Raw genomic sequence first — 21,630 nt, forward strand, 5'->3', positions numbered from 1 at the left:
TAACTTTCAACGTCTGTTATACGTGAAAGCAGCTTCCTCCTATAAATTCCCGAAGAAGTGAATTATTGGGTACCTCTTCGCTGGGAACCGCAACAAAGTAATCAAAAAACTTCAAAAGCCTGTTTGCCTCCAGGTATTCCGGCTCGCTTTTGTCGATTCCGAACAACAAAGGCTCCGCATATACCTTCAGGCATGCCAACTCGTAGATCAGTGCAGAATTGAACATCACATCCGCTTCCTCCTGGTAGGGGAAAATATTCTGTTCCTCTCCCCTGCGAACCGACGGCCACCTGGCAATGGTGGACTTTGCGGATGTACCTCTTGTCCTGGCATCCCGGACGATCCGGCGGACCAGACGTCCGTCCGTGGTGGGAATCCTGTTGTGCTCGTCAATGTTAAGCTGGGTAAGGGCGCTGATATAGATCTTAAACTTACTCTCCCTTGGAAGGGCATAACTCAGCTTATCGTTTAAGCCGTGAATCCCCTCGATCACCAGAATGTCGTCTTTGCCCAGCTGCATATAGTTGCCATTATACTCCCGCTGCCCTGTCTTAAAATTAAACACAGGCAGCTCCACCCTTTTGCCGCTCAAAAGCCCCAGCATATCCTTATTAAACTGCTCCACATCAATGGCTTCCAGACATTCGTAATTCTTTTCCCCATACTCATCCAAAGGCGTCATCTCTCTGTTTACAAAATAATTATCCACTGCAATGGGATGGGGCTTCAGCCCATGGGCCGCAAGCTGTATGGAAAGCCTGTGGGAAAAGGTTGTTTTCCCTGATGAGGACGGACCGGCGATCATCACAAATTTTTTATTTCCTGATTCCGCGATCTTCCGGGCAATTTCGGAAATCTTTGCCTCCTGCACAGCCTCCTGCATCAACATGATCTGGCGGATCCCCTGTCTGGTGATCTGATCATTCAGCTCCCCAACCGTGGAAATCTCCAGCTTCTCTCCCCACTCCTCCGATTCCTTCTGTACACGGAAGATTTTTTCACTCGGGCAAAGCTCCGGAATTTTGTCCGGCTCATTTGCCTCCGGAAGAAGCAGTACAAATCCGTCATCGTAAAGTTTCAGGTCAAAATACCGGATATACCCGGTGTTGTATGCCATGGCTCCGTAATAATAATCCTCAAAATTCTCAATGCTGTAAATATTTACCTTGGAAACCCTGCGGTAGCGGAAAAGCTTCTCCTTGTCGTACATCCCATGCCTGTGAAACAGAGCGATCGCCTCATCGGTGCTTACGCTCCTTTTGAGAATGGGAATCTCAGCTTCCACAAGCTCAGTCATCCGCGCCTTTACCTGTCCGAGAAACGCTTCATTTAAGATGGTATTCCCCTTCATGGTAAAATAATAGCCGGAACCTACAGAGTAATGAAGCACTACCTTTGAAATATTTTCCTTTCCTGCTACATCATAAATTGCTTTCAGAAGAATAAGGCAGGCGCTCCTCTTATACGTCTTGTTTCCGATTCCATCTCTGGTGGTGATAAACTTTACCGTGCAGTCGGTGTTAATCTTTTTGTGCAGCTCCCGGATCTTTCCATTGGAAATCACCAGGATAATGGAAGCATCTGTGGTTCCTTCATACTCCTTCACGACCTCCGCAAAACGGATTCCTTTTGGGTATTCTTTTGTGCTGTCTCCAATTGTTACCTTTACCATTTTGTTATCCATAATGCCCTCCTTGCTGCCTTTAGCATTCCGTATGATACGGATTGCCGCACACTTTTAATCCTGATATCATTATACGATCATATACGGGCTTTTTACCTCTGCACAGGTTACTTTCAGATCAGGAAATGCCTGATTCAGCTTTTCCTTCATGGCATCCATGAAAATATATTCCGTGCCATAGTGCCCTGCATCAATGAGGTACAGGCCCTGGGCTACCGCATCGATTCCGGTGTGATGGTCAATATCTCCAGTCACATACACATCTGCTCCGGAGGCAAGTGCCTCTCCCAACATGCTTTTGCCAGAGCCGGTACAGATGGCTGCGCACTCCACTTCTCCCTCCGGGTCTCCGTAAACCTTCACATCGTTTAATTTCAGCGATTCCTTCACAAGTCCGGCGTATTCTCTCAGAGTCATTTTGCGCGGAAGCTTTCCGACTCTCCCGAAGCCCTGGACATGGTTCTCATCCTGCTCTGTAACAGAAAGTACCTTTGTATCCGAAAGCCTGATATAATCCGCACTTAAATCTGCCATCCCCAGAATATCGTAATTGGTGTGCATCGCATAATAGGGAATCCCGCGCTCAATAAGCTTCAGAACCTTTCTGCCTGTAAAGCTGTGGTTATTTATTTTCTTCATCCCGGAAAAAATCATAGGATGATGGGTAATGATCATATCTGCGCCGCAGGAAACTGCTTCCTCCAGTGTCTCCTCTGTCAGATCCAGAGCAAGGAAAATATGGGAAATCTCCCTTTCATCGTCTCCCACCAGAAGCCCTACATTATCCCAGTCTTCTGCAGCAGAGGCCGGATACATTTTGTCCAGCCAGGCTGTCATTTCATAAGCTTTCATATTTCTTTAAAGCAGCCAGGATAAGCTGCTGTTCCTCCTTTACTTCCTGTAAGCGCTCTGCCACCGCAGACGGCTTCGGCGCCTGCGCAAGCTTTCCGGCTATGTCATTTCGGATCCGCAGCTCCCGAAGCAGATATTCCTTCAAAACAGGATGCCGCCTATCCAGCAAAAGCTTTCCGAAAGCCTCTTCCTCGCGGCTGTAGGGCGGTATGCTTTCTGCCTTTGTCACGCGCATCATGGGGTAAAATTTGCCGTCCTCCAGCACCATATCCTCCTGCCGGATCTCCCATCCCTGCGCTCTTATAAAACGCCGAAAATGTGGAATATCAGACTGAGGCTGCAGGATCATTTCCCCAAAGCTTTCCCGGACAGAGGCTCCATCTGTCAGGATCCGTTCCATAAGCGGTCCTCCCATCCCGGCGATCACCAGAGTGTCACCCTCTCCGGAAGACAGTGCTGCCAGACCGTCCGAAAGCCGTGTCTCTATGTACCTCTCCATGCCGAACTGTGCAATATGTTCTTCCGCCCTGGAAAGGGGCCCTTTCCGCACATCCATGGCAATGGCAGAGGGGATTTTTTTATTTAATACAAGGTATACCGGCAAATATCCATGGTCGCAGCCCACATCCACAAGCCGGTTTCCTTCTGTCACCATCTCTGCAATTGCAGACAAGCGTAAGGATAACTGCATCGCTTTACTCCTTAATCCAGATAGTCCTTGAGTTTGCGGCTGCGGCTCGGGTGACGCAGCTTTCTCAGGGCTTTTGCCTCAATCTGACGGATACGCTCTCTGGTTACGTTAAATTCTTTTCCAACCTCCTCCAGAGTTCTGGCACGTCCATCGTCCAGACCAAAGCGCAGACGGAGAACCTTCTGCTCTCTCTCAGTCAGAGTTCCCAATACTTCCACAAGCTGTTCCTTTAACAAAGTAAAGGCAGCGGCATCCGCCGGAACCGGAACATTGTCATCCTGAATAAAATCACCGAGATGGCTGTCCTCTTCCTCACCGATAGGCGTTTCCAGAGAAACCGGCTCCTGGGAAATTTTCAGGATCTCACGGACACGCTCCACAGACATGTCCATCTCCTCTGCAATCTCCTCCGGGCTTGGTTCACGTCCCAGTTCCTGAAGAAGCTGACGGGAAACACGGATCAGCTTATTGATCGTCTCTACCATATGCACCGGAATACGGATCGTACGCGCCTGATCTGCAATGGCTCTTGTGATAGCCTGGCGGATCCACCAGGTGGCATAGGTACTGAATTTATACCCCTTGCGGTAATCGAATTTTTCCACAGCCTTGATAAGACCTAAGTTTCCTTCCTGGATCAGATCCAGGAAAAGCATTCCCCTGCCCACATAACGCTTTGCAATGCTGACCACCAGACGGAGGTTTGCTTCAGCCAGACGCTTCTTGGCATTCTCATCACCCTGCTCCATTCTCTTTGCAAGCTCGATCTCCTCCTCTGCGGTCAAAAGAGGTACCTTTCCGATTTCTTTTAAGTACATACGCACCGGATCTTCGATGCTGACACCTTCGGGAACAGAAAGGTCGATCTTGTCCAGCTCTACCTCTTCCTCCTCATCCAGTCCGTCAATATCCACGTCATCATCCAGCATCAGCGTGTCATCCACATCATTTCCGGTGATGCGCAGAACATCTACACCGCTTGCCTCAAGAAAATCAAAAATTTTGTCTGTCTGCTCTGCATCCAGGGGCTGGTCCTTGAAAAAGTCGTTGATTTCCTGATATTCCAGTACATTTTTCTTCTTTTTTGCAAGTTCCAGAAGCTCTACCAGTTTTTCACTGAATTTGCCCATATTCATTTCCATAGGTGTCTTAACCTCCATATAGTGTTTATATTTTATCCTTATTCAAAAGAAATATGCAGTTGCTGCCGTTTTCTTCCAAGGTTCTCCAACTCTTTTTTGGCTTTCACCAGTTCCTGCAGTCCTTCCATATCAGCGGGGTTCCAGTTTCGGTTCTTTTCGTCCAGACTTTCCTGCTTGATCCGGATCAAAGCGTCCGAAAAAGCCCTCTCCTGCTCCCCCTTTGTCTCCAGATGGATAGTTGCATTAAAAAGTGATGCCACCTCTCTCTGCTCCGCGCTGTCTGTAAAAGCATTGAGAAGTCTTGCGGGGTTTACCTCGCCCTGCCGGTGCTGCTCATAAAGCATTTCTGCCACCTCCCGGTACAATGGGACCACAAAATCCGAAGGGGAGAGATATTTCTCCACCGTGTCAAAAATTCCCGGATAGCTCACAAGCCAGGTAAGCATCAGCTTCTGCGCCTTTTCAGAAGCAGACTCCTTTTTCTTTTGCTCCGGATTTCCTGTTTTCGGCTGTACCCGGCGCTCTGCCGGCGTTCCCTTCATAGCCAGGGCATTTACCCTTTTGCGAAGGTTTTCCGCACTGATGCCGTACCGGGCATACTGCTTTACAATCGCTTCTATGTACAGATTTCTCTCCAATTCATCGGAAAGCTCCAAAAGCATCTGCGCGCACCCTTCAAAAAACCGGTTCAATCCCTGCGGCTCGTCCATGGGAAAATCCCTCTCGCTCACCGTCACCCGGAACATAAAGCTGTCCATTGCCTGTTCCAGCCGTTTTTCGAAGGCTTCTGCGCCCTCTGCTTTGATAAACTCATCGGGATCCTTATGTGGTTTCAGGTTGACCACACGGGAAGTTACCCCTGCCTCCTTTAAAATAGGGATTGCACGAAGCGCTGCCCTGACGCCTGCATCATCGCTGTCATATAAGAGGAGCACCTCCTGGGTGTAGCGCTTTACAAGGCTTGCATGTCCCGAGGTAAGGGCTGTTCCCAGCGAAGCTACCGCATTGGTAAAGCCCGCCTGGTGCATGGAGATCACATCCATATATCCCTCACACAAAATCAGATATTTTTTTCTGGTTGTTCTTGCCACATTCAGACCGTATAGATTGCGGCTTTTATCGAAAATCTGCGTTTCGGGGGAATTCAGGTATTTTGGCTTTCCATCCCCCATGACACGGCCGCCGAAGCCGATGACCCGGTTATTCACATCCATGATGGGAAAAATAACCCGGTTCCAGAATTTGTCGTACATGCCCCGGCGCTCGTCCACATTAAACAGACCTGAATCCCGCAAAAGATCATCGCTGTAATTTTTTGATTTCAGATATTTATACAGGTCATCGCTGTATTTGTCCGAATAACCCAACCCGAATTTTTTAATGGTTTCTTCGCTTAAGCCCCTGCCCGTAAGATAATCATGGGCAATGCGGCCATTTTCCCTCCGAAGCTGGTAGTAAAAATACTGGGCTGCCAGCTTGTTGATCTCCAGAAGCGCAGAACGCCTTTCGGCTTTTGCCCTGGCTTCCTTTGAATATTCTATTTTTGGAAGCTGGACCCCCGCTCTGTCCGCCAGATGGGACAACGCCTCCCCAAAGGAATAATTTTCATATTCCATCACAAAGTTAAAGACATTTCCCCCTGCACCGCATCCGAAGCAGTAGTACATCTGCTTCGAGGGCGTTACGGAAAAGGATGGGGTCTTCTCATTGTGAAAGGGACACAGACCGAAATAAGAGCTTCCCTTCCTTGTCAGCTTCACATACTGGGATATCACATCTACAATATCATTTTTCATTCGCACTTCTTCAATGATATCGTCAGAATATCGCATTTCTTTCCTCCTTTAATACACCTCCCAGGCTTTTGGGATATAGATTTCACGGAACTTTTCCATGGAATACTGGTCTGTCATGCCGGACAGGTAATCGCAGACTGCCTGGGCCTTGGGGACACCCCTGTACATGGTCAGCTCCCGGTATTCCCGGGACATGGCATCAGGGTGTTCTATGTAATACTCATATAATTCTGTCAGCATCTTGATTGCTTTTTGCTCTTCTTTTTTTGCTACAGGATTCAAGTAGACGTTGCGGAACATAATAGAGCGCAGATCTGTCAAAGCCTCCTGTACCTGAGGCGACATTTGGATCACATCTTTGTCCATGCTGTTCTCAATGATGTCATGGACAAAAGTGTTCAGCCGTTCCCTGGTGGTATAGCCAAGGAACATCCGCAGCGTAATGGGGATGTCGTCCTCCGTAATGATCCCGGCACGCTGGGCATCATCCATATCGTGATGAATGTAGGCAATCTTGTCGGAAAAGCGTACAACCTGACCTTCCAGTGTGGCCGGATGCCCGCTGGTACGGTGATTCAGAATGCCATCCCTTGTTTCCCAGGTAAGATTCAAACCTTCGCCGTTTTTCTCCAGAACCTCCACCACTCGCACACTCTGCCTGTAGTGGGCAAAACCGTCGGGATGAACGTCATTTAATGCCCGTTCCCCGGCATGACCGAAGGGCGTATGACCCAGATCATGTCCAAGTGCAATAGCTTCTACCAGGTCTTCATTTAACCGCAGCGCCTTTGCAATGGTTCTGGCTATCTGGGAAACCTCCAGGGTGTGAGTCAGCCGGTTCCGGTAATGATCCCCCTGGGGAGCCAGGAATACCTGTGTCTTGTCCTTTAGCCTGCGGAAAGCCTTACAGTGCAGGATCCTGTCCCTGTCGCGCTGATATACGGTCCGCACATCGCATTCCTCCTCAGGGCGGTCACGCCCTCTGGAGCGCCCACTTAAGGCCGCATAAGGACTTAAAAGCTCAGCTTCCCTTAATTCCATGCTTTCCCTGATATTCATATCTCATCCTCCACAGGCTGACAATACACCGAAAATTCCTCTTATTAATTATATTCTACACAAAATTTCAAATTCCTCTTTTTTTCAAAAAAAACTTGAAAATTTTTTATTTTTTTTTAAAAAAGGTGTTGACTTTCCATTTACGCTTTGCTATACTATCACTTGTCGCGAGGGAGAAACAAAGAATCCCAAGGAAATGCGATATGCGGAAGTGTCGGAACTGGCAGACGAGCAAGACTAAGGATCTTGTAAGCATTGCGCTTGTGTGGGTTCAAGTCCCATCTTCCGCATTTGATTGACGATAATCTTTGAGGTATCAGAGGTTATCGTTATTTTTTGTTTTGGCATCAGAAAAAGCTCTGCCAAAGCAGAGCCCTATTCATCTCTATATGTAATCGAAATCTTTTGTATCCGGCAGGATTCCCTTTTGCTCCAGCACCTCGATCAGGGTTTCCTGTCCGTCCTGAAGCAGTTTGATATCTCTGCGGATATCCCGCTCTGCCACTTTTACATCCAGTTCCAGATTTTCAATCCTCTTTTGTACAAGTCCCACCCTGATGTCCAACATTCCGATGCTTTCCTGCATCTTCTCCTGATTGGCCTCCATGCTGGCCATTCTGTTTTCCAAGGAACTCACTTTTTCCAGCACCAGCTCAAGGATCTCCCTGTCTGTCATCCGTTTCACCTCCTTTACCTTTTTCCAGGCAGATAAACTGCCTGTACCGATATGATACCATACCGCAGTTTCAAACGCCATAGTCATTTTCTTTTTATCCGACAGAATCCGACACGGCAAAAAGGACCATGCCTTTTTGCACAGCCCTTTTTGCTTACCATCTATTCATTCATTAAAAGTTATTTCAAATTATTTCACGCACTCTTCTTTTTCGGCTTAAGCAGCTTCAAAAATGCGTTCTCGCCTGTCATCTTGGTGCTGAAGATCAGAACCAGGATCAGAAGTCCGCCCCAGATAAAGCTTGCATGGTACGGATTCAGGTTCGGGAACATGTTTACACCGGATGCAATGATCTGGATGATCACGATGGAAAGGAATACGTTGATGATCTTACCCATACCGCCATCCGGCAGTACGCCTGCCAGAACCAGGATCAGGATGATCCTCATAACGTAGGATTCACCGTAGTCAGCCTTTGCGGAGCCAAGTGTGGAAACCATCAGCATGCTTCCCACGCAGCAGAACATATCACAGATCACAAAGGTTCCGATGATCATACGGTCTGTATTGATTGCGGAGAATTTTGCAGCCTTTGTGTTGGTACCCAGCATGTACAGCTTCTCTCCGTATACAGTGTATTTCAGAAGGAATGCTGCAATTGCAAAGCAGATCAGGAAGATCAGCATAGGAACAGGAAGGAAGCCGAACAGCATCTTATGTCCGAAATCAATGTAAAGAGACGGAACACCGGATACGGTATAACCCTGTGTAAGACCAGTGGAGATTCCCAGCCATACCATCTGCATGGCGATGGTTGCCATTACAGGCGGGATACCCAGCTTACTTACCAGAAGACCGTTGATCACGCCGCCAACAGCGCCTACCAGCATAATAATCACAAAAGCTTCCAGAATGATCAAAACAACACGTCCGTTTGACATATCCTCAGTCACACGGGATGCCATGAACTGAACACCCAGGATACATGCAAAGTTTCCAAGCATAACAAAGGACATATCCATCAACCCGGCGATAAAACAGAACATAACGCCGATCGTCATAACACCGTACTCAGGGAACTGCATTACAATACCCTTCCAGGTACCGATATTCCAAAGGGTTCCTCCCTTTGTGATCGTGAAGAACACCAGCACTACTGCCATCATCACCAACAGAATGGAGGTATATTGATTTTTCTTTAAATACTCTTTAATTTTCATTGAATACTCCTCCTTTCATCAACCGTTACGGCGTTTTGCCTGTACAGCAGAAATGGTGATACCAATCAGGATTACAAGTCCGTTGAAGAAATCCTGCCAGTAAGTACCAATGCCCAAAAGCAACATACTATTGGATACGACAGTGATGATACCAACCGCACAAACAGTACCAAATACAGAACCTTCGCCACCGAAGATGCTGGCACCGCCAAGGATAACAGCCGGGATGATCGTCATTTCTTTTCCATCGAGAGCCTTGGGGATAGCCTGACGCGCCATACTTACACGGATGATCCCGATAAAGCCTGCCATAGCGCCTACGATAGAATACAGCAGGAATTTGATCTTCTTTACATTGTAGCCTGCACGCTCTGCGGAAACCTCGTTGCCGCCGATTGCATACAGAGCACGTCCGAACATGGTGTGTTTCAGCACAAAGGAAACGACGATGCACAGAACCACCAGGAAAATAAACATGGAGGTCATGGTAGACCGAAGTCCTGCAGAGTTATATACCTCAAAGAGATATGCTTCACCCATTGCACGGAAGCCCTTTGGCAGCTTGGAGGTGATCTCCTTAAGCTGGAGAAGACCCATGGTAATACCGGTAAAGAATGTCTGGGTAGCCAGAGTTACGATCATGGTATTCAGCTTAAAGTTGGAAATGATCCAGCCATTGAGCATACCAAGGATAAATCCGATCACGATTGCCAGCAGAATACCGATCAGCGGGTTTGTGTCGCACCATCCGTTATTAACACAGATTGTAGCGGAAAGACAGGAAGCCAGGGAAGCGATAGCAGGGAATGACAGGTCGAACCCGCCGGAAACCATAACTACCAGACAGCACATGGCAAACATACCGTCCACAACCATAGAACGCAGAATTGTTACAATTTTGTCTGCTTCAAATAGCTGACCATGAGAAATTACTTGAATTGCAATGCACATAACGATGAGAACAATAAAAATGTAAAGCTCTGTTCTCTTTGTCATGCGCTTTAACGCAGCTTTATTCATTACGCAGCCCTCCTTAGCGAATAATTTCAAGGATGTTTTCTTCTGTAATATCATCACCGGTCATTTCACCGACAATGCCGCCATCCTTCATTACGATTACACGGCTGCAGTTCACAACAACTTCTGACAAATCATCAGAAATAATGATAACAGCCAGACCTTCGTTTGCCAGTTCATGAACCAGATGATGGATATCCTGTTTTGCGCCTACGTCAACACCAACGGTCGGGCCATTGAGGATCAGAACATCCAGGTCATTGCTCAGCCACTTGGACAGTACGATTTTCTGCTGGTTACCGCCAGACAGTGTGGATGCAAACTTGCGCACATCATCCGTTGCAATAGAGAATTTCTCTTTCCAGATATTTGCATCATCAATAATATCCTGCTTTTTGATGATACCAAAGGAATTGGAAAGACGCTTCAGGGAAGACAACGTAATATTATCTGCGATCGGCTGCTGCAGACAGAGTCCCTCAGTCAGTCGGTCCTCAGGCACATAGCCAATCTTCATTTTCTGAGCTGCGATCGGGGAACTGATCTTTACAGACTGTCCGTTCAGCATGATATTTCCTGATTCGATCTTTTCCAGACCGAACAGGCTAAGTGCCAGCTCCGTACGTCCGGAACCAAGAAGTCCTGTAACGCCCAGGATCTCACCTTTTTTCAGATCAAAGGAAATGTTCTTACATTTTTTATCCTTCAGTGTAAGATTTTCCACCTTCAGAACCGGCTCCTTGCTGATGTTGGTAGGAATGAAACGATCCTCCACCAGCTCTCTTCCGGTCAGGTAGTATGTATATTTTTCACGGGTAAGGTCAGACGTCAGACCGGAATATACATTTTTGCCATTTCTCATAATGCAGACATCATCAGAAATTTCAAAAATCTCCTCGGTCTTATGGCTGATAAACATGATGGCGATGCCGGAATCCCTAAGCTGACGAACGGTTTTAAATAATGCGTCAACCTCCTTTTTCGTCAGGGCGGTGGTCGGCTCGTCCATGATGATCAATTTCGCATTAAATAACAGTGCACGGCAAATAGCAACAAGCTGCTTGTCTGCAACACTGAGCTCGCCCATTTTTGCGTGCAGGTCAATATGATATCCAATTTTTGATAAAGCTTCTTTTGCCGTAGCTTCCCAGCGTTTTCTGTTGACAAGCTTTTTGCCGGCTGTGATCTCTGAGTTGATTGCAAGGTTTTCCATAACCGTCAGGTTGGGGAAAATCGATAAATCCTGATAGATAACCTGAATGCCTAACTGGGTAGCTTCCGCTGGTGTGATCTTTGAGATTTTCTTTCCCTCAAAGGTTACCTCACCTTCATCCCTGGTATATACACCAGAGATAATTTTTACAAGTGTAGACTTTCCACATCCGTTTTCTCCAGCTAAACACATAACCTTACCGGGTCTGACTGCAAAGTTTACATGATCCAGCGCATGTACACCGGAAAAGGACTTGCATATCCCAGACATTTCAAGTAAGTACTCTGACATAAGCGTGCACACTCCCTCTTTATTCTTCATAACCTGTAACAGGTCTGCGCAAATGATCCGCAGATTCAATCGCGTACAATTTCTTCCTGTTAATTACCGGGGCAGAGAAGCCAGCTTCTCTGCCCCAATACTGTTCATGTATTCCGAAACTTTCGTTTCAACAAATTAGAATCCGAAGTCGTAGCAGTTCTCTTTTGTGATCGCGATCTGGCCCTGTCCAACAAGAACCTTATCCTGAAGTGCAACTGCATCGTAGCCTTCTACGCCAAGGTCTGCGCCGTCAGCGATCTCCTCGCCGTTGAACAGCTTCACTGCACAGTTCAGCATAGCTTTTGCGGTAACGCCTGCATCCCAAAGAGCTACAGAACCAAGAGTTCCGTCCTCAAGGTAGTCAGCAACTTCCAGAGGCATTGCTACGGAGATAGCAAATACTTTGCCGGTCAGACCAAGCTCCTGAATAGCACGTGCTGCGCCAGGCGCATCGAAGGAACCTGTTCCAAGGATACCTTTCAGATCCGGATATTTGGTGATCAGCTCTTTTGTCAGCTCATATGCTTTCTCAGCGTCAGAATCATCTGCAACACGTGCGTCCGGAACAAGCTCCATATCCGGATATGCTTCCTCTGCACGGGCAACTGCTGCGTCTGCCCAGTTGTTCTGGGATTCCATTGTCATGGAACCAACCATTGTGATGTACTGACCTTCGCCGTCCATCTGCTCTGCAAGCTGATCCATCAGGAATCCGCCAAGACCTGTCTCATCAAATGCCTCGATGTCATAGGTTACGTTTTCCATACCGGAAGCCTCAGTAGCGATTACGATGATACCTTTATCCATAGCTTCTTTACAGACAGCTTCACATGCGTCCGGGTCGTTCGGTGAGAAGCAAAGTACGTCAACACCCTGGTTTACAAGGTCTGTCATGATCTGTACCTGCGCTGCTGCATCAACATCTGTCGGTCCTTTGTAGATTACGTCAATGCCGTTTTCCTCTGACCACTCTTCTACGTTTTCCTGTACATGATCCCACCATGCCTGGCCCATAACCTTAGGTACGAAAGCGATCGTTGGTGTATCTGCTTCCTCTGCAAATACTGCCGTTGTACCTGCTAAGGTGGTGATTCCCATTGCGAAGCAAAGTAAGCCTGCTGTCAGTTTTCTTTTCATTTTAAGTTCCTCCTTTTTCTGCAGTTTTCTGCTCTTGTGTTTGATAATGTTATTTTAAGAAAAGCCGTTTAAAAAATAAATTCAATTTTTTCATTGGCTTAGTCTTATTTTTCATATTTAATCCAAATGGTAAATCTCTTCCATATCAGACCAGAATTCGCCTTCCAGTCTGTCCTCCAGCGGCTGCATAAGAGGTTTTACCAGATCCCACCATTCCTGGGTTGTCGGATCTGCCGCCATCTTCGCCATATCCTTCTCATAGTCGTCGCCTACATACTCAAAATAGGTAAAGAGGTAATCTCCTCTGCTGTAAATGGAATAATTCTGGAGGTTGCATTCCTTGATCATTTCGTTTACGCCCGGAAGAGGATTTGCATGGTATTTTTTATAAGCCTCAAGTCCCTCCGGTTTTACTTTGATCATCTGTCCGAACCGCATCATATTCTTCACTCATCCCTTCTTATTAAAATCTTATGATCCGCTGCCTGGCATCTTAATAAATCTTGGTTGCCTCATCAAACAGTGCCTTAATGTTTGCCGGAGGAATGTCCGGAAGAATTGCCTCATGGCTTGGTGAAAGTATCAGTCCAGTGGGGAAAATAGTACGAAGCTCTTTTACCTTGGCCTGTACCTGCTCCGGTGTTCCGTTTACAAGAAGATCCTGGGTATCTACACCGCCGCAGAACGCAACCTTATCGCCAAATTTGTCTTTCAGGCCCTGTGGCTCCATTCCGGCTGCAAGAGCCTGGATCGGATGGATAATATCAACACCGGCTTCAATGAGATCCGGAATAACGTCTGCTATGGAACCGCAGGAGTGGTAGATAACCTTTAAACCATAGGAATGAGCCTGCTCAACCAGCTTTTTGCAGCCCGGGATGATAAATTTACGAACCATCTCCGGTGAAAGCATCAGACCTCTCTGGCTTCCCATATCGTTACCAATCAGGACTGCATTTAATCTTCCCTTTGTTGCCTCATAGAAAATCTCGTTTGCTTTCAGATAGAATTCCATGATCTTTGCATCCACGGCTTCATAAACCTCAGGAGCTGCTACCATGTTCATCAGCGCATTTTCCATACCGAAAGCAGCGCAGGTATCCTGGAAATGTGCGGACCACATCATACCAAGTGCAACCTTTCCTTCCGGAGCCATTTCTACACGTCTTCTGCACTCTTCCGGATCAATATATTTTGCAGGGTCAGGCCATTCAAAGTTTACAGCCTCCAGATCCTCTTCGTCCTCGCAGTCAGCAAAGCAGCCCGGTGTTGTCAGGGTTCTGTCCTCTGCATCTACATTACCGTCTCTGTACCAGTCAAATGCTGCATAGATTGCAGAAGCAGTCGGCGCCTGATAAGGTACCTCAACTGCATAGAAGTCATCTCCAACAGCCAGTTTCAGTTTATGGAAGCCCTCTTCACCCTCTTCCTCAATACCATAGTGCTTATACAGTGCCGGTCTTGCGAAAACATCCGGCATTCCAAGCCATGCTGCCGGTCTGTCAACCGGTTCTCTGTTTACTGTTGCATAAAAACGTTCCAGACTGTTCATAATTATCCCCTTTCTTTACTTTTCACGCAAAATAACTACCTGCGCAATTTTCATCTGGGTTTATATTAAAAAAAACCGATAAAAAAATAAATTCAATTTTTTTATCGGTTTAGTCTTATTTTTCATATTGTGAATTCAGTATATCTTCCATTGGAGAACGGTAATTCTCCACATTTTGTTTTGTCAGGATTTCCACCTTATTCTTATACCATGCCCGCAGGCTTTCCCCTACCGCACTTTTCTTTGCGCACTCCAGTGCATAATAGGCTTCAAACTCCGGCGGCTGTGTCACAAGCCCGTACAGCCGTCCTTCCTTTATATCCTCCATATGCGCGCTTGCATTTCCGATTCCGATCAGCGCGACTTCTTCCTCTATTCCCTGCTCTTTGAGCACCTCGTACACGCCCTGGGACATATAATTATCCTGGCAGTATATCATGTCAATATCCGGATTTTTCTTCAGGAGGTTCACTGCCGCCTCCTTTGCCTTCTCGCTTTTCCATTCTCCGTTTGCGATTCCCACCACTTCAAGATTTGAATGGGATGCCAGCTTTTCCAGAAATGTCTGGGTTCTGTAAATCTGCGGGTCGCTTCCCGGAATCCCTTCTATAATGCCGATCCTTCCGTACCTTCCTCCGAAATATCCAATTGCAAGGGTAGCCGCCATTTCCGCCTCCTCAGACATGCTGGCACCTACATATGCAGCCACATACTCCGAGGATACCGTGTCTACCTTCATGTTCAGGTTTATGACAGGAATTCCTGCCTGATTTGCCTCTTTTAAAACATTGAGAAAGGATTTTGCATTTACAGGGCAGAGGATAATGGCATCTACCTTTTCCTCGATGAAATTTCTCATCTGCTCTTCCTGGGTGGCTACATTCCACTGGGCATAGCAGATCTCCAGGGTATACGTATCATCCTTAGCGGCAAAATCGTTCATCAGGTTTCCCAGTTCCTCCTGATAATCACTTTGTTCTGATGCCAGGGTACAGCCTATAATAAGCTTGTCACGCTTCTCTTTTTCTACTGTCTCCGGAACGCTGTCGCTTTTCACTTTTATACGTCCGCCATCGGCTGCCACAAACCCCATCACGAGAAATATAACAATTAAGGCTCCGCCTGCCGCAGTCAGGATTTTTTTTATTTTACTCATCTTACAGTCCCTCCAGTTCAAACGGCAGCGTATAGACCACGGTTGTCCCTTTTCCCAGCTCTCCGTAATATTTCAGACCGTATCCTTCGCCGAATCGCAGCATGATCCTCTCATTAACATTTCTTACCCCGATACCGGAACCGCTGATATTTTCAGGCTCGATCTCATCCGACAGGATCTTATCGCACATCTCCTGGGTCATACCGCAGCCGTCATCGCTGATTTTGATCTTCAGAAAATCCTCTTCCCGGAAGGCATCGATCCGGATATGCCCGCTTCCCTTTTTCAGCTTGATTCCATGGTAAATGGAGTTTTCTACAATAGGCTGCAAGATCAGCTTGATGATCCTGCATTTTTCCACCTCCGGCTCCATGTTGATCTCATAAGTAAACTTATCCGCATAACGCATGTTCTGAATGATCAGATAATTCTTTACATGCTCCAGTTCCTTTTTCAGTGTAATCTCCTCATTGCCCTTGTTCAGCGAAATGCGGAACAGCTTTGCCAATGCCTCTGTCATGGGAACGATATTTTTGTCGTTGGTCTCAGCCATCCAGATGATGGAGTCCAACGTATTGTAGAGAAAATGTGGATTGATCTGTGCCTGGAGAGCCTGCAGTTCATACCGGCGCTTATTTTCCTGCTCCTCCACCACCTGCTCTTTCAAATTTTCAATACGTTCCAGCATCTCGTTGAAATTTTGGGAAAGCTTGCCGATTTCATCATTGCTCTGAATTGGAACCGGGTGATTCAGGTTTTCAATATTTACCCGCTCCATATGCACCTGCAGCTTCTTAAGAGGCCCGATCACTCCAGCCAAGATCCCGTTGAGTACCAACAGCGTCAGTAAAAGAGTTGCTGCTACCGCAAAGATCATTACCATAATGGTACTGTTCAGGCTGGACATTACATCTCTGTAGGGCTTCAGAGTCAGTACCGTCCAGTTTGCTTTTTCCATCTCTCCCTTTGTGGCAAAATAGTCCACATTATTCAGCGTGATCCGGAAGGAATCATCATCCGCACTTTCTATGGAAGAATTCAGTATTTCCTTGTTTTCCTCCCCGTCAAGTCCCAGTACATTCTTTCCGTCCTGCTGTTCATAAACAATTTCCCCTTTTTCATTGAGAATACACATCAGGCTTCCCTGATCATCACCGGACTGGATGGATTCACAGATTTTTGCGATCTCATTCATATTCACATCGATCAGGATCACGCCCAAAAAAGAACCATCCTGGCAATTCTGTACCACCCGGCTGATAGAAAGAGTGGGCTCATTGCTCATACTGAAAAAGAAATGCTGGTTCGGTCCGGTCACCGCAGCCTTCTGTGGATCTTCCATTGCCTTTCGATACCATTCCTGCAGGGAGTAATCCACAATTACATTCCGGTATGTATACAGGGTCTTATAAAACAGAAGTGTTTTCCTGCCAAAAACCATGATATTGGAAACATCCGGTCTGGTAAGAAGGATGTCGCTGAATGCCCTTGAGCTCATTTCGTACTCCACCATGTTTTCGATACCCGTTGTATCACCAGAATTTCTCTCCGTTTTTAACGCCTCCACCAGATAATCCTGGAGATAGTAATTGTAATTTGTAGATTTTGCGACGGCATCCACCTCATCAATATAATCACTGAGGTAAGACATGACATTGCTCACATGTTCCTTTTCATACAGCTTCTGTTCATTTATGGTCCTTTCTCTGGACAAAAAATAAAACATTCCGATCGCAGCCATCATTGCAATAGCGATGAGCAGGGCAATCTGCTGCATCGCCCTGCTTTTCAGGCTTTTTTCTTTTCTGTCTTTCACGATTAACTCCTTTGCCGGAATTCTGAAGGGGACATTCCCGTATATTTCTTGAAGGATATGCTGAAATAGTGGGGATTGGAAAATCCTGTTTCAAATGCGATCTCGTAAGTCTTCATGTCCGTTGTCCTGAGAAGCTCCATAGACTTTTTCATTCTCACATCCGTCAGATATTTTACAAAGTTTGTGCCCGCCTCTTTCTTGAAAAGTCCGCTTAAGTATCCTGTGCTGACGCTGGCAAATTCTGCCGCGCTGTTCAGGGACAGCTCCGGGTCCTTATAATTCTGGTTGACGTAATTTTTTACCTTTTCAATGATCTGGATACTGCTGTTCGTCTGCACCGACTGCATCTCTTTGTGTATCTCCCCGGCAAAAAGCATAAGCCGTTCCTTCATCTTTTCCGGTGTTGCCAGACGGTCGATCGCCTGATAAAAATCAAAGCCATCGCTCCATATTTTTTCCGAAACCTCTTTCAGATTAGACAGCTCCCTCAAAAAAGAGGTGACCATTTCAATATACACCATTTTAATATTAGGCGTGGAAAGGCTTCTTCCTACACTGATACAATTCATTACCTCCGTGACAGCCTCTCTCACCTCATCGATACCCTTAAATTTAATGCAGTTGATCAGATTTTTAATCTGCTTCTGCGGATAGAAGAAGGATTTTTCCAGATATCCAAGGTCCTCAATATCATATACATTGTCCCCTCCAAGGGAATATTTACATTCCAGGGCCTTTTTTGCATCCAGATAGGAATCATGCAGCCGCTCCGGCGCATCCACCATAGAACCGCTTCCGCAGGTTGCCCCAATCTTGATATAGCTGTAAATTGCTTTTTGTATGACACAGAGTGTCTGATACACAATATCATGGGCATCATCTCCAAAAAGACTGCATCGGAAAAGAATGACCACCCGTTCCCTTCCATCTTCAAAGACAAAGTGCTCATCTCCCACACTTTCTTTTGCAATATTCTGGGATGCAAACAGATAAAGGTCATAATCCTCAGCGGAGATTTCCGAAAGTTCCAGCTCCACCAGTGCAACCTCATATGGACCGTCCCCCAGCTCAACCTGGAAGCTTTTGCAGCGTTCCAGATACATATCCAGATTACTTGTAGCTGTACAGACTATGTGATTCAGCAATTGTGACCGCAGCACCGGAGCACTCTGGTTCAACTGTTTTTTAATAGAAGAAATATATTCCTTCTTCCGGTTTTCCATATGAAGCTTTTCACAGATCTCGGACATCTTTTTGTACATGGTGTCCGCACCTGCCGGCTTCAGAATATAATTTTTGACCCCCAGATCCACAGACTGGCGGGCATACTCAAAATCCTCATGCCCCGTCAGTATGACAATATGGATATCCGGATATTCCTTTGATAAGATCTTCGTCAGCTCCAGGCCGTCCATAAAGGGCATGACAATATCCGTGAGAACAAGGTCCACCTTATTCACTCTGATAATATCCAATGCCTCCTGACCATCCTCGGCAAGGAAAATTTTTGAAAAGCCCAGGGACTGCCAGTCAATGCTGTTTTTAATTCCGTTTCGGATCAGCGGCTCATCATCCGCGATTAACAGTGTATACATACCTCATCCGCCTTTTAATAAGTGTTCCGGCAATGCCTTCCATTGCCTGTCTGGTTCTATCTTATCATATTACGGCGCTTTCTGTCAGCACATTTCGACAGCTTCCAGTTATTTCTACCAGCATTTTTTACAGGCTTCAAAGCCCTGTCCCTCTGCCTGTGAGACTGGTACCTGGCGGGCTGTATCAGGATTCATATTGCCGCAGTCAGGAATGCTGTGATATTTGCTTCCTGTTGCGGAAAGCCACACCATTTCCTCCTGATTCTCCCCGGACGCGGCGGCATCCAATGCCTGTCCTGCCTCCTGCGCGGTGCCGGACCCACTCTGGAAACCACTGCTTTCCCCGGCAGGCTGTGTCCCGGTATCGGATTCATCTCCGGCTGTATAGTCATTGCAGGGAGAGGCATTCCAGGAAAGGGAGCTGCCGTCCGACAGGGCGATCACCGTGCCCTGTTTATCCGTACGAAATACCTCTATTTCCATGGCTTCCAGCTTTTCCATAGTATCTGCATCCGGGTGACCGTACTGATTATCTGTTCCACAGGAAACGACCGCATACTCCGGCACAGTTGCCTCAAGGAAATCCCAGCTTGTGGAACTGGCAGAACCGTGATGTCCTACACACAGCACATCGCAGGAAAGGTCAATCCCCGATGCCACCATGCTTTCCTCGCTGTCATACTCTGCATCCCCAGTGAAAATAAAGCTGCTTTCTCCGTTCGTAAGCTTAATCGCCACAGAATTGTTGTTGCTGTCACCGCTTATTTCGGAAGGTGCCAAAACCGTGAAACTTCCAGTGCCAAAGGAAAACTCCGTTCCCACTGCCGGATGCTGCACCGAAAGGCCGTTTGCCTCCACAGCGTTCATAAAGGAATCATAAAGTCCGGAATCATGGACATAATCCGCCCCGATCACATTGCTCACCTCAAAGTTGTTCAGACATCCGATCAGACCGCTTACATGGTCCTCGTCATAGTGGGAGGAGATCAGGTAATCAATGTTGGTAACCTGCTGGTTCTGCAGATATGACACAACAAAGCTGGAGGCACTGCGGTCCCCGCCGTCATACAAAAGGTTCTGCCCGCCCGATTGTACCAGGATGGAAAGGCCCTGTCCCACATCCAGAAAATGGACTGCCATATCTCCTGTTTCCGCGGCTTTCGCCTCTTTTCCCCCGTCCACGACCACGGCCCCTGAAAATAGCAGAACAAGAATAAGCATCGTGGTCAAAAGCTGCTGTTTGAATTTTCTCATTTAATCGTTCCCCCTTTATGTTCCTTCTGTCTGCAAAATATATGCCCTAACCACAGAAGGGAGTTTTCTTTATCTTACAACAGATCCGCATATTAATCCATAATTTTAGCCGGAAGAAGATTTCTCTTTCTCCCGGCTCTGGTCTGACTTCTCAGTTAAGCTCTGCGATCCTGGTGACCGCAACGTAGATTTCCTGGATTTTGTACCATGTAGGATAATCCACGATCCCTGTCTCCGGCAGTCCGAAAATGCTCTGGAATTTCCGCACTGCAGCCTTTGTAGCAGGTCCGTAAATACCGTCCACCGCAATGGTGGGCATAGCCGGATATGCCTGTGCAATGGCATTGATCTGCTCCTGCATCTGACGCACCTTATCCCCCGTGGCACCTGTATTCAAATCATACCCCGGCCAGGAAGAAGGAATGCCGGAAACCTGCTCCGCCACATTAATGTACATATCATTCCCGTAAAAATACCGTAGTATCTCAATAGCGGAATATCCCTGATCGCCCAGGCTTTTGCTGCCCCACTGGGTCATCCATCCCCTGTCACGGCACTGTACCTGTCTTCCGTCGCAATACTGGGTCAGGATCGGCTGGTGCACATTTGGTCTGGAAAGATAATTCTCAAATAATTCATCCACGATCCTTTCAATACTGTCAAAAATATTTCTCCCCGGCATCCATTTATGGTCATAAGCTGTAGAAGATGTAATGGTAAACTCATAGCCCTTATTCCTGTACCATTCCGTATACACACGGTTCAGGGTAAAGGACATGATCGCCAACACATTGGCACGGATGGTATCATCAGGCCAGGTGGCATAAATCTCGCTGCTGGCAACATTTTTGATGTAATCCCGGTATCGGACATAATAATTCCTGGCTGTATTATCCCGGACAGGACCATCATGGACCACTACAAATTCCGGCACTACCACGCGGCTGAGAACGATCTCCCCGGTTTCATTGACAGGCTTGATCTCCGCCTCTTCAATCTTCGGCGGATAAACTCCGAACAGCGTGTGGGGAGGAATGACAACTCTTTCGAATGGGCTGACAGTCCCTTCAATGGGCGACATCTTAACCCCCTGCTCCGCAAGCACAGTAGGAAGCACCTCTGTACCTGCGACCTCGCCTTCCTCAAAGCCTTCTGCTAACACCTGCACCGTATATTCCGAATACGGCTGTGACTCCTCATTTACATCCAGACTGTATTCCAACGGCGGCGCTTTCAGCTCCAGTATAGGGGTCTGTCCCGAAGAATCTGTCCGCACCTCTTCGATCACGCTGTCCGGTACCCCTGTATAAGAAATCCTCACCAGTGCATTCTCGATCGGCCTGTTTCCATCAGCAGACTGTACCGTAACCTGCAGCCTTCCTTCATCCACATTATCCTGCTGGGCATGTATATTTCCGTATGAGTACATAGAATACTCCTAAAAATGCT

18 protein-coding genes and 1 tRNA gene are annotated in these 21,630 nt (G+C 47.0%); 1 reads left to right on the top strand and 18 read right to left on the bottom strand.

What is annotated here, in order from left to right:
* Positions 1-16: 16 nt before the first annotated feature.
* The 6 genes from ACESZH_RS15085 to ACESZH_RS15110 all read right to left on the bottom strand — a co-directional run bounded on the left by ACESZH_RS15085 (position 17) and on the right by ACESZH_RS15110 (position 7,224).
* Complete coding sequence (locus tag ACESZH_RS15085; protein WP_373217498.1) at positions 17-1,684, bottom strand: nucleoside kinase; 1,668 nt, start codon at positions 1,682-1,684, stop codon at positions 17-19.
* Between the two features lie 69 nt (positions 1,685-1,753).
* Complete coding sequence (locus ACESZH_RS15090) at positions 1,754-2,536, bottom strand: Nif3-like dinuclear metal center hexameric protein (RefSeq protein ID WP_373217499.1); 783 nt, start codon at positions 2,534-2,536, stop codon at positions 1,754-1,756.
* Entirely contained in the window at positions 2,523-3,227 is a 705-nt protein-coding gene (locus ACESZH_RS15095) for a tRNA (adenine(22)-N(1))-methyltransferase TrmK (protein WP_373217500.1), read from the bottom strand. The genes ACESZH_RS15090 and ACESZH_RS15095 overlap by 14 nt, the downstream gene beginning before the upstream one ends.
* Positions 3,228-3,238: 11 nt before the next feature.
* A complete protein-coding gene (gene rpoD, locus ACESZH_RS15100) occupies positions 3,239-4,369 on the bottom strand; it encodes an RNA polymerase sigma factor RpoD (RefSeq protein WP_373217501.1) in 1,131 nt (376 codons plus the stop codon).
* A gap of 38 nt (positions 4,370-4,407) precedes the next feature.
* Complete coding sequence (dnaG, locus tag ACESZH_RS15105) at positions 4,408-6,201, bottom strand: DNA primase (RefSeq protein WP_373217502.1); 1,794 nt, start codon at positions 6,199-6,201, stop codon at positions 4,408-4,410.
* Between the two features lie 12 nt (positions 6,202-6,213).
* Positions 6,214-7,224 carry a deoxyguanosinetriphosphate triphosphohydrolase gene (locus tag ACESZH_RS15110; protein WP_373217503.1) on the bottom strand — a complete coding sequence of 337 codons (1,011 nt, stop codon included), beginning with the start codon at positions 7,222-7,224 and terminating at the stop codon, positions 6,214-6,216.
* A gap of 205 nt (positions 7,225-7,429) precedes the next feature.
* Between ACESZH_RS15110 and ACESZH_RS15115 the strand changes: the two genes are divergently transcribed.
* Positions 7,430-7,514, top strand: a tRNA-Leu gene (locus ACESZH_RS15115).
* A gap of 95 nt (positions 7,515-7,609) precedes the next feature.
* On the opposite strand, the gene ACESZH_RS15120 is transcribed toward ACESZH_RS15115, so the two are convergent.
* The 12 genes from ACESZH_RS15120 to ACESZH_RS15175 all read right to left on the bottom strand — a co-directional run bounded on the left by ACESZH_RS15120 (position 7,610) and on the right by ACESZH_RS15175 (position 21,610).
* A complete protein-coding gene (locus tag ACESZH_RS15120) occupies positions 7,610-7,987 on the bottom strand; it encodes a hypothetical protein (protein ID WP_373217504.1) in 378 nt (125 codons plus the stop codon).
* Positions 7,988-8,094: 107 nt separating this feature from the next.
* Positions 8,095-9,120 (bottom strand): ABC transporter permease, encoded by a 1,026-nt coding sequence (locus ACESZH_RS15125; RefSeq protein ID WP_373217505.1) that lies wholly within the window; start codon positions 9,118-9,120, stop codon positions 8,095-8,097.
* 18 nt (positions 9,121-9,138) lie between these two features.
* On the bottom strand, positions 9,139-10,140 hold the full coding sequence (locus ACESZH_RS15130) for an ABC transporter permease (protein ID WP_373217506.1): 1,002 nt from the start codon (positions 10,138-10,140) through the stop codon (positions 9,139-9,141).
* 13 nt (positions 10,141-10,153) lie between these two features.
* A complete protein-coding gene (locus ACESZH_RS15135; RefSeq protein ID WP_373217507.1) occupies positions 10,154-11,641 on the bottom strand; it encodes a sugar ABC transporter ATP-binding protein in 1,488 nt (495 codons plus the stop codon).
* Positions 11,642-11,806: 165 nt separating this feature from the next.
* Positions 11,807-12,808: a substrate-binding domain-containing protein gene (locus ACESZH_RS15140; protein WP_373217508.1), complete on the bottom strand. Its 1,002-nt coding sequence runs from the start codon at positions 12,806-12,808 to the stop codon at positions 11,807-11,809.
* Positions 12,809-12,925: 117 nt separating this feature from the next.
* Complete coding sequence (locus ACESZH_RS15145) at positions 12,926-13,249, bottom strand: L-rhamnose mutarotase (RefSeq protein ID WP_373217590.1); 324 nt, start codon at positions 13,247-13,249, stop codon at positions 12,926-12,928.
* 52 nt (positions 13,250-13,301) lie between these two features.
* The gene (locus tag ACESZH_RS15150) at positions 13,302-14,360 is read right to left on the bottom strand and encodes a uroporphyrinogen decarboxylase family protein (protein WP_373217510.1); all 1,059 of its coding nucleotides are present in this window, start codon (positions 14,358-14,360) and stop codon (positions 13,302-13,304) included.
* Positions 14,361-14,475: 115 nt separating this feature from the next.
* Positions 14,476-15,516 carry a sugar ABC transporter substrate-binding protein gene (locus ACESZH_RS15155; protein WP_373217511.1) on the bottom strand — a complete coding sequence of 347 codons (1,041 nt, stop codon included), beginning with the start codon at positions 15,514-15,516 and terminating at the stop codon, positions 14,476-14,478.
* A 1-nt stretch (position 15,517) separates the two neighbouring features.
* A complete protein-coding gene (locus ACESZH_RS15160; RefSeq protein ID WP_373217512.1) occupies positions 15,518-17,332 on the bottom strand; it encodes a sensor histidine kinase in 1,815 nt (604 codons plus the stop codon).
* A 2-nt stretch (positions 17,333-17,334) separates the two neighbouring features.
* A complete protein-coding gene (locus ACESZH_RS15165) occupies positions 17,335-18,927 on the bottom strand; it encodes a response regulator (protein ID WP_373217513.1) in 1,593 nt (530 codons plus the stop codon).
* A gap of 114 nt (positions 18,928-19,041) precedes the next feature.
* Positions 19,042-20,181, bottom strand: coding sequence for a ComEC/Rec2 family competence protein (locus tag ACESZH_RS15170; RefSeq protein WP_373217515.1), 1,140 nt, complete (start codon positions 20,179-20,181; stop codon positions 19,042-19,044).
* Between the two features lie 151 nt (positions 20,182-20,332).
* Positions 20,333-21,610: a peptidoglycan-binding protein gene (locus ACESZH_RS15175; protein ID WP_373217516.1), complete on the bottom strand. Its 1,278-nt coding sequence runs from the start codon at positions 21,608-21,610 to the stop codon at positions 20,333-20,335.
* Positions 21,611-21,630 lie beyond the last annotated feature (20 nt).

This window comes from Ruminococcus sp. 5_1_39BFAA (assembly GCF_964240875.1).
Lineage (GTDB): Bacteria > Bacillota > Clostridia > Lachnospirales > Lachnospiraceae > Blautia_A.

What these genes read in the sequence shown, in the direction of transcription:
- ACESZH_RS15085 (WP_373217498.1), bottom strand. Translation starts at nt 1,684, where the DNA reads ATGGATAACAAAATGGTAAAGGTAACAATTGGAGACAGCACAAAAGAA.
- ACESZH_RS15090 (WP_373217499.1), bottom strand. Translation starts at nt 2,536, where the DNA reads ATGAAAGCTTATGAAATGACAGCCTGGCTGGACAAAATGTATCCGGCC.
- ACESZH_RS15095 (WP_373217500.1), bottom strand. Translation starts at nt 3,227, where the DNA reads ATGCAGTTATCCTTACGCTTGTCTGCAATTGCAGAGATGGTGACAGAA.
- rpoD (WP_373217501.1), bottom strand. Translation starts at nt 4,369, where the DNA reads ATGGAAATGAATATGGGCAAATTCAGTGAAAAACTGGTAGAGCTTCTG.
- dnaG (WP_373217502.1), bottom strand. Translation starts at nt 6,201, where the DNA reads ATGCGATATTCTGACGATATCATTGAAGAAGTGCGAATGAAAAATGAT.
- ACESZH_RS15110 (WP_373217503.1), bottom strand. Translation starts at nt 7,224, where the DNA reads ATGAATATCAGGGAAAGCATGGAATTAAGGGAAGCTGAGCTTTTAAGT.
- ACESZH_RS15120 (WP_373217504.1), bottom strand. Translation starts at nt 7,987, where the DNA reads ATGACTATGGCGTTTGAAACTGCGGTATGGTATCATATCGGTACAGGC.
- ACESZH_RS15125 (WP_373217505.1), bottom strand. Translation starts at nt 9,120, where the DNA reads ATGAAAATTAAAGAGTATTTAAAGAAAAATCAATATACCTCCATTCTG.
- ACESZH_RS15130 (WP_373217506.1), bottom strand. Translation starts at nt 10,140, where the DNA reads ATGAATAAAGCTGCGTTAAAGCGCATGACAAAGAGAACAGAGCTTTAC.
- ACESZH_RS15135 (WP_373217507.1), bottom strand. Translation starts at nt 11,641, where the DNA reads ATGTCAGAGTACTTACTTGAAATGTCTGGGATATGCAAGTCCTTTTCC.
- ACESZH_RS15140 (WP_373217508.1), bottom strand. Translation starts at nt 12,808, where the DNA reads ATGAAAAGAAAACTGACAGCAGGCTTACTTTGCTTCGCAATGGGAATC.
- ACESZH_RS15145 (WP_373217590.1), bottom strand. Translation starts at nt 13,249, where the DNA reads ATGATGCGGTTCGGACAGATGATCAAAGTAAAACCGGAGGGACTTGAG.
- ACESZH_RS15150 (WP_373217510.1), bottom strand. Translation starts at nt 14,360, where the DNA reads ATGAACAGTCTGGAACGTTTTTATGCAACAGTAAACAGAGAACCGGTT.
- ACESZH_RS15155 (WP_373217511.1), bottom strand. Translation starts at nt 15,516, where the DNA reads ATGAGTAAAATAAAAAAAATCCTGACTGCGGCAGGCGGAGCCTTAATT.
- ACESZH_RS15165 (WP_373217513.1), bottom strand. Translation starts at nt 18,927, where the DNA reads ATGTATACACTGTTAATCGCGGATGATGAGCCGCTGATCCGAAACGGA.
- ACESZH_RS15170 (WP_373217515.1), bottom strand. Translation starts at nt 20,181, where the DNA reads ATGAGAAAATTCAAACAGCAGCTTTTGACCACGATGCTTATTCTTGTT.
- ACESZH_RS15175 (WP_373217516.1), bottom strand. Translation starts at nt 21,610, where the DNA reads ATGTACTCATACGGAAATATACATGCCCAGCAGGATAATGTGGATGAA.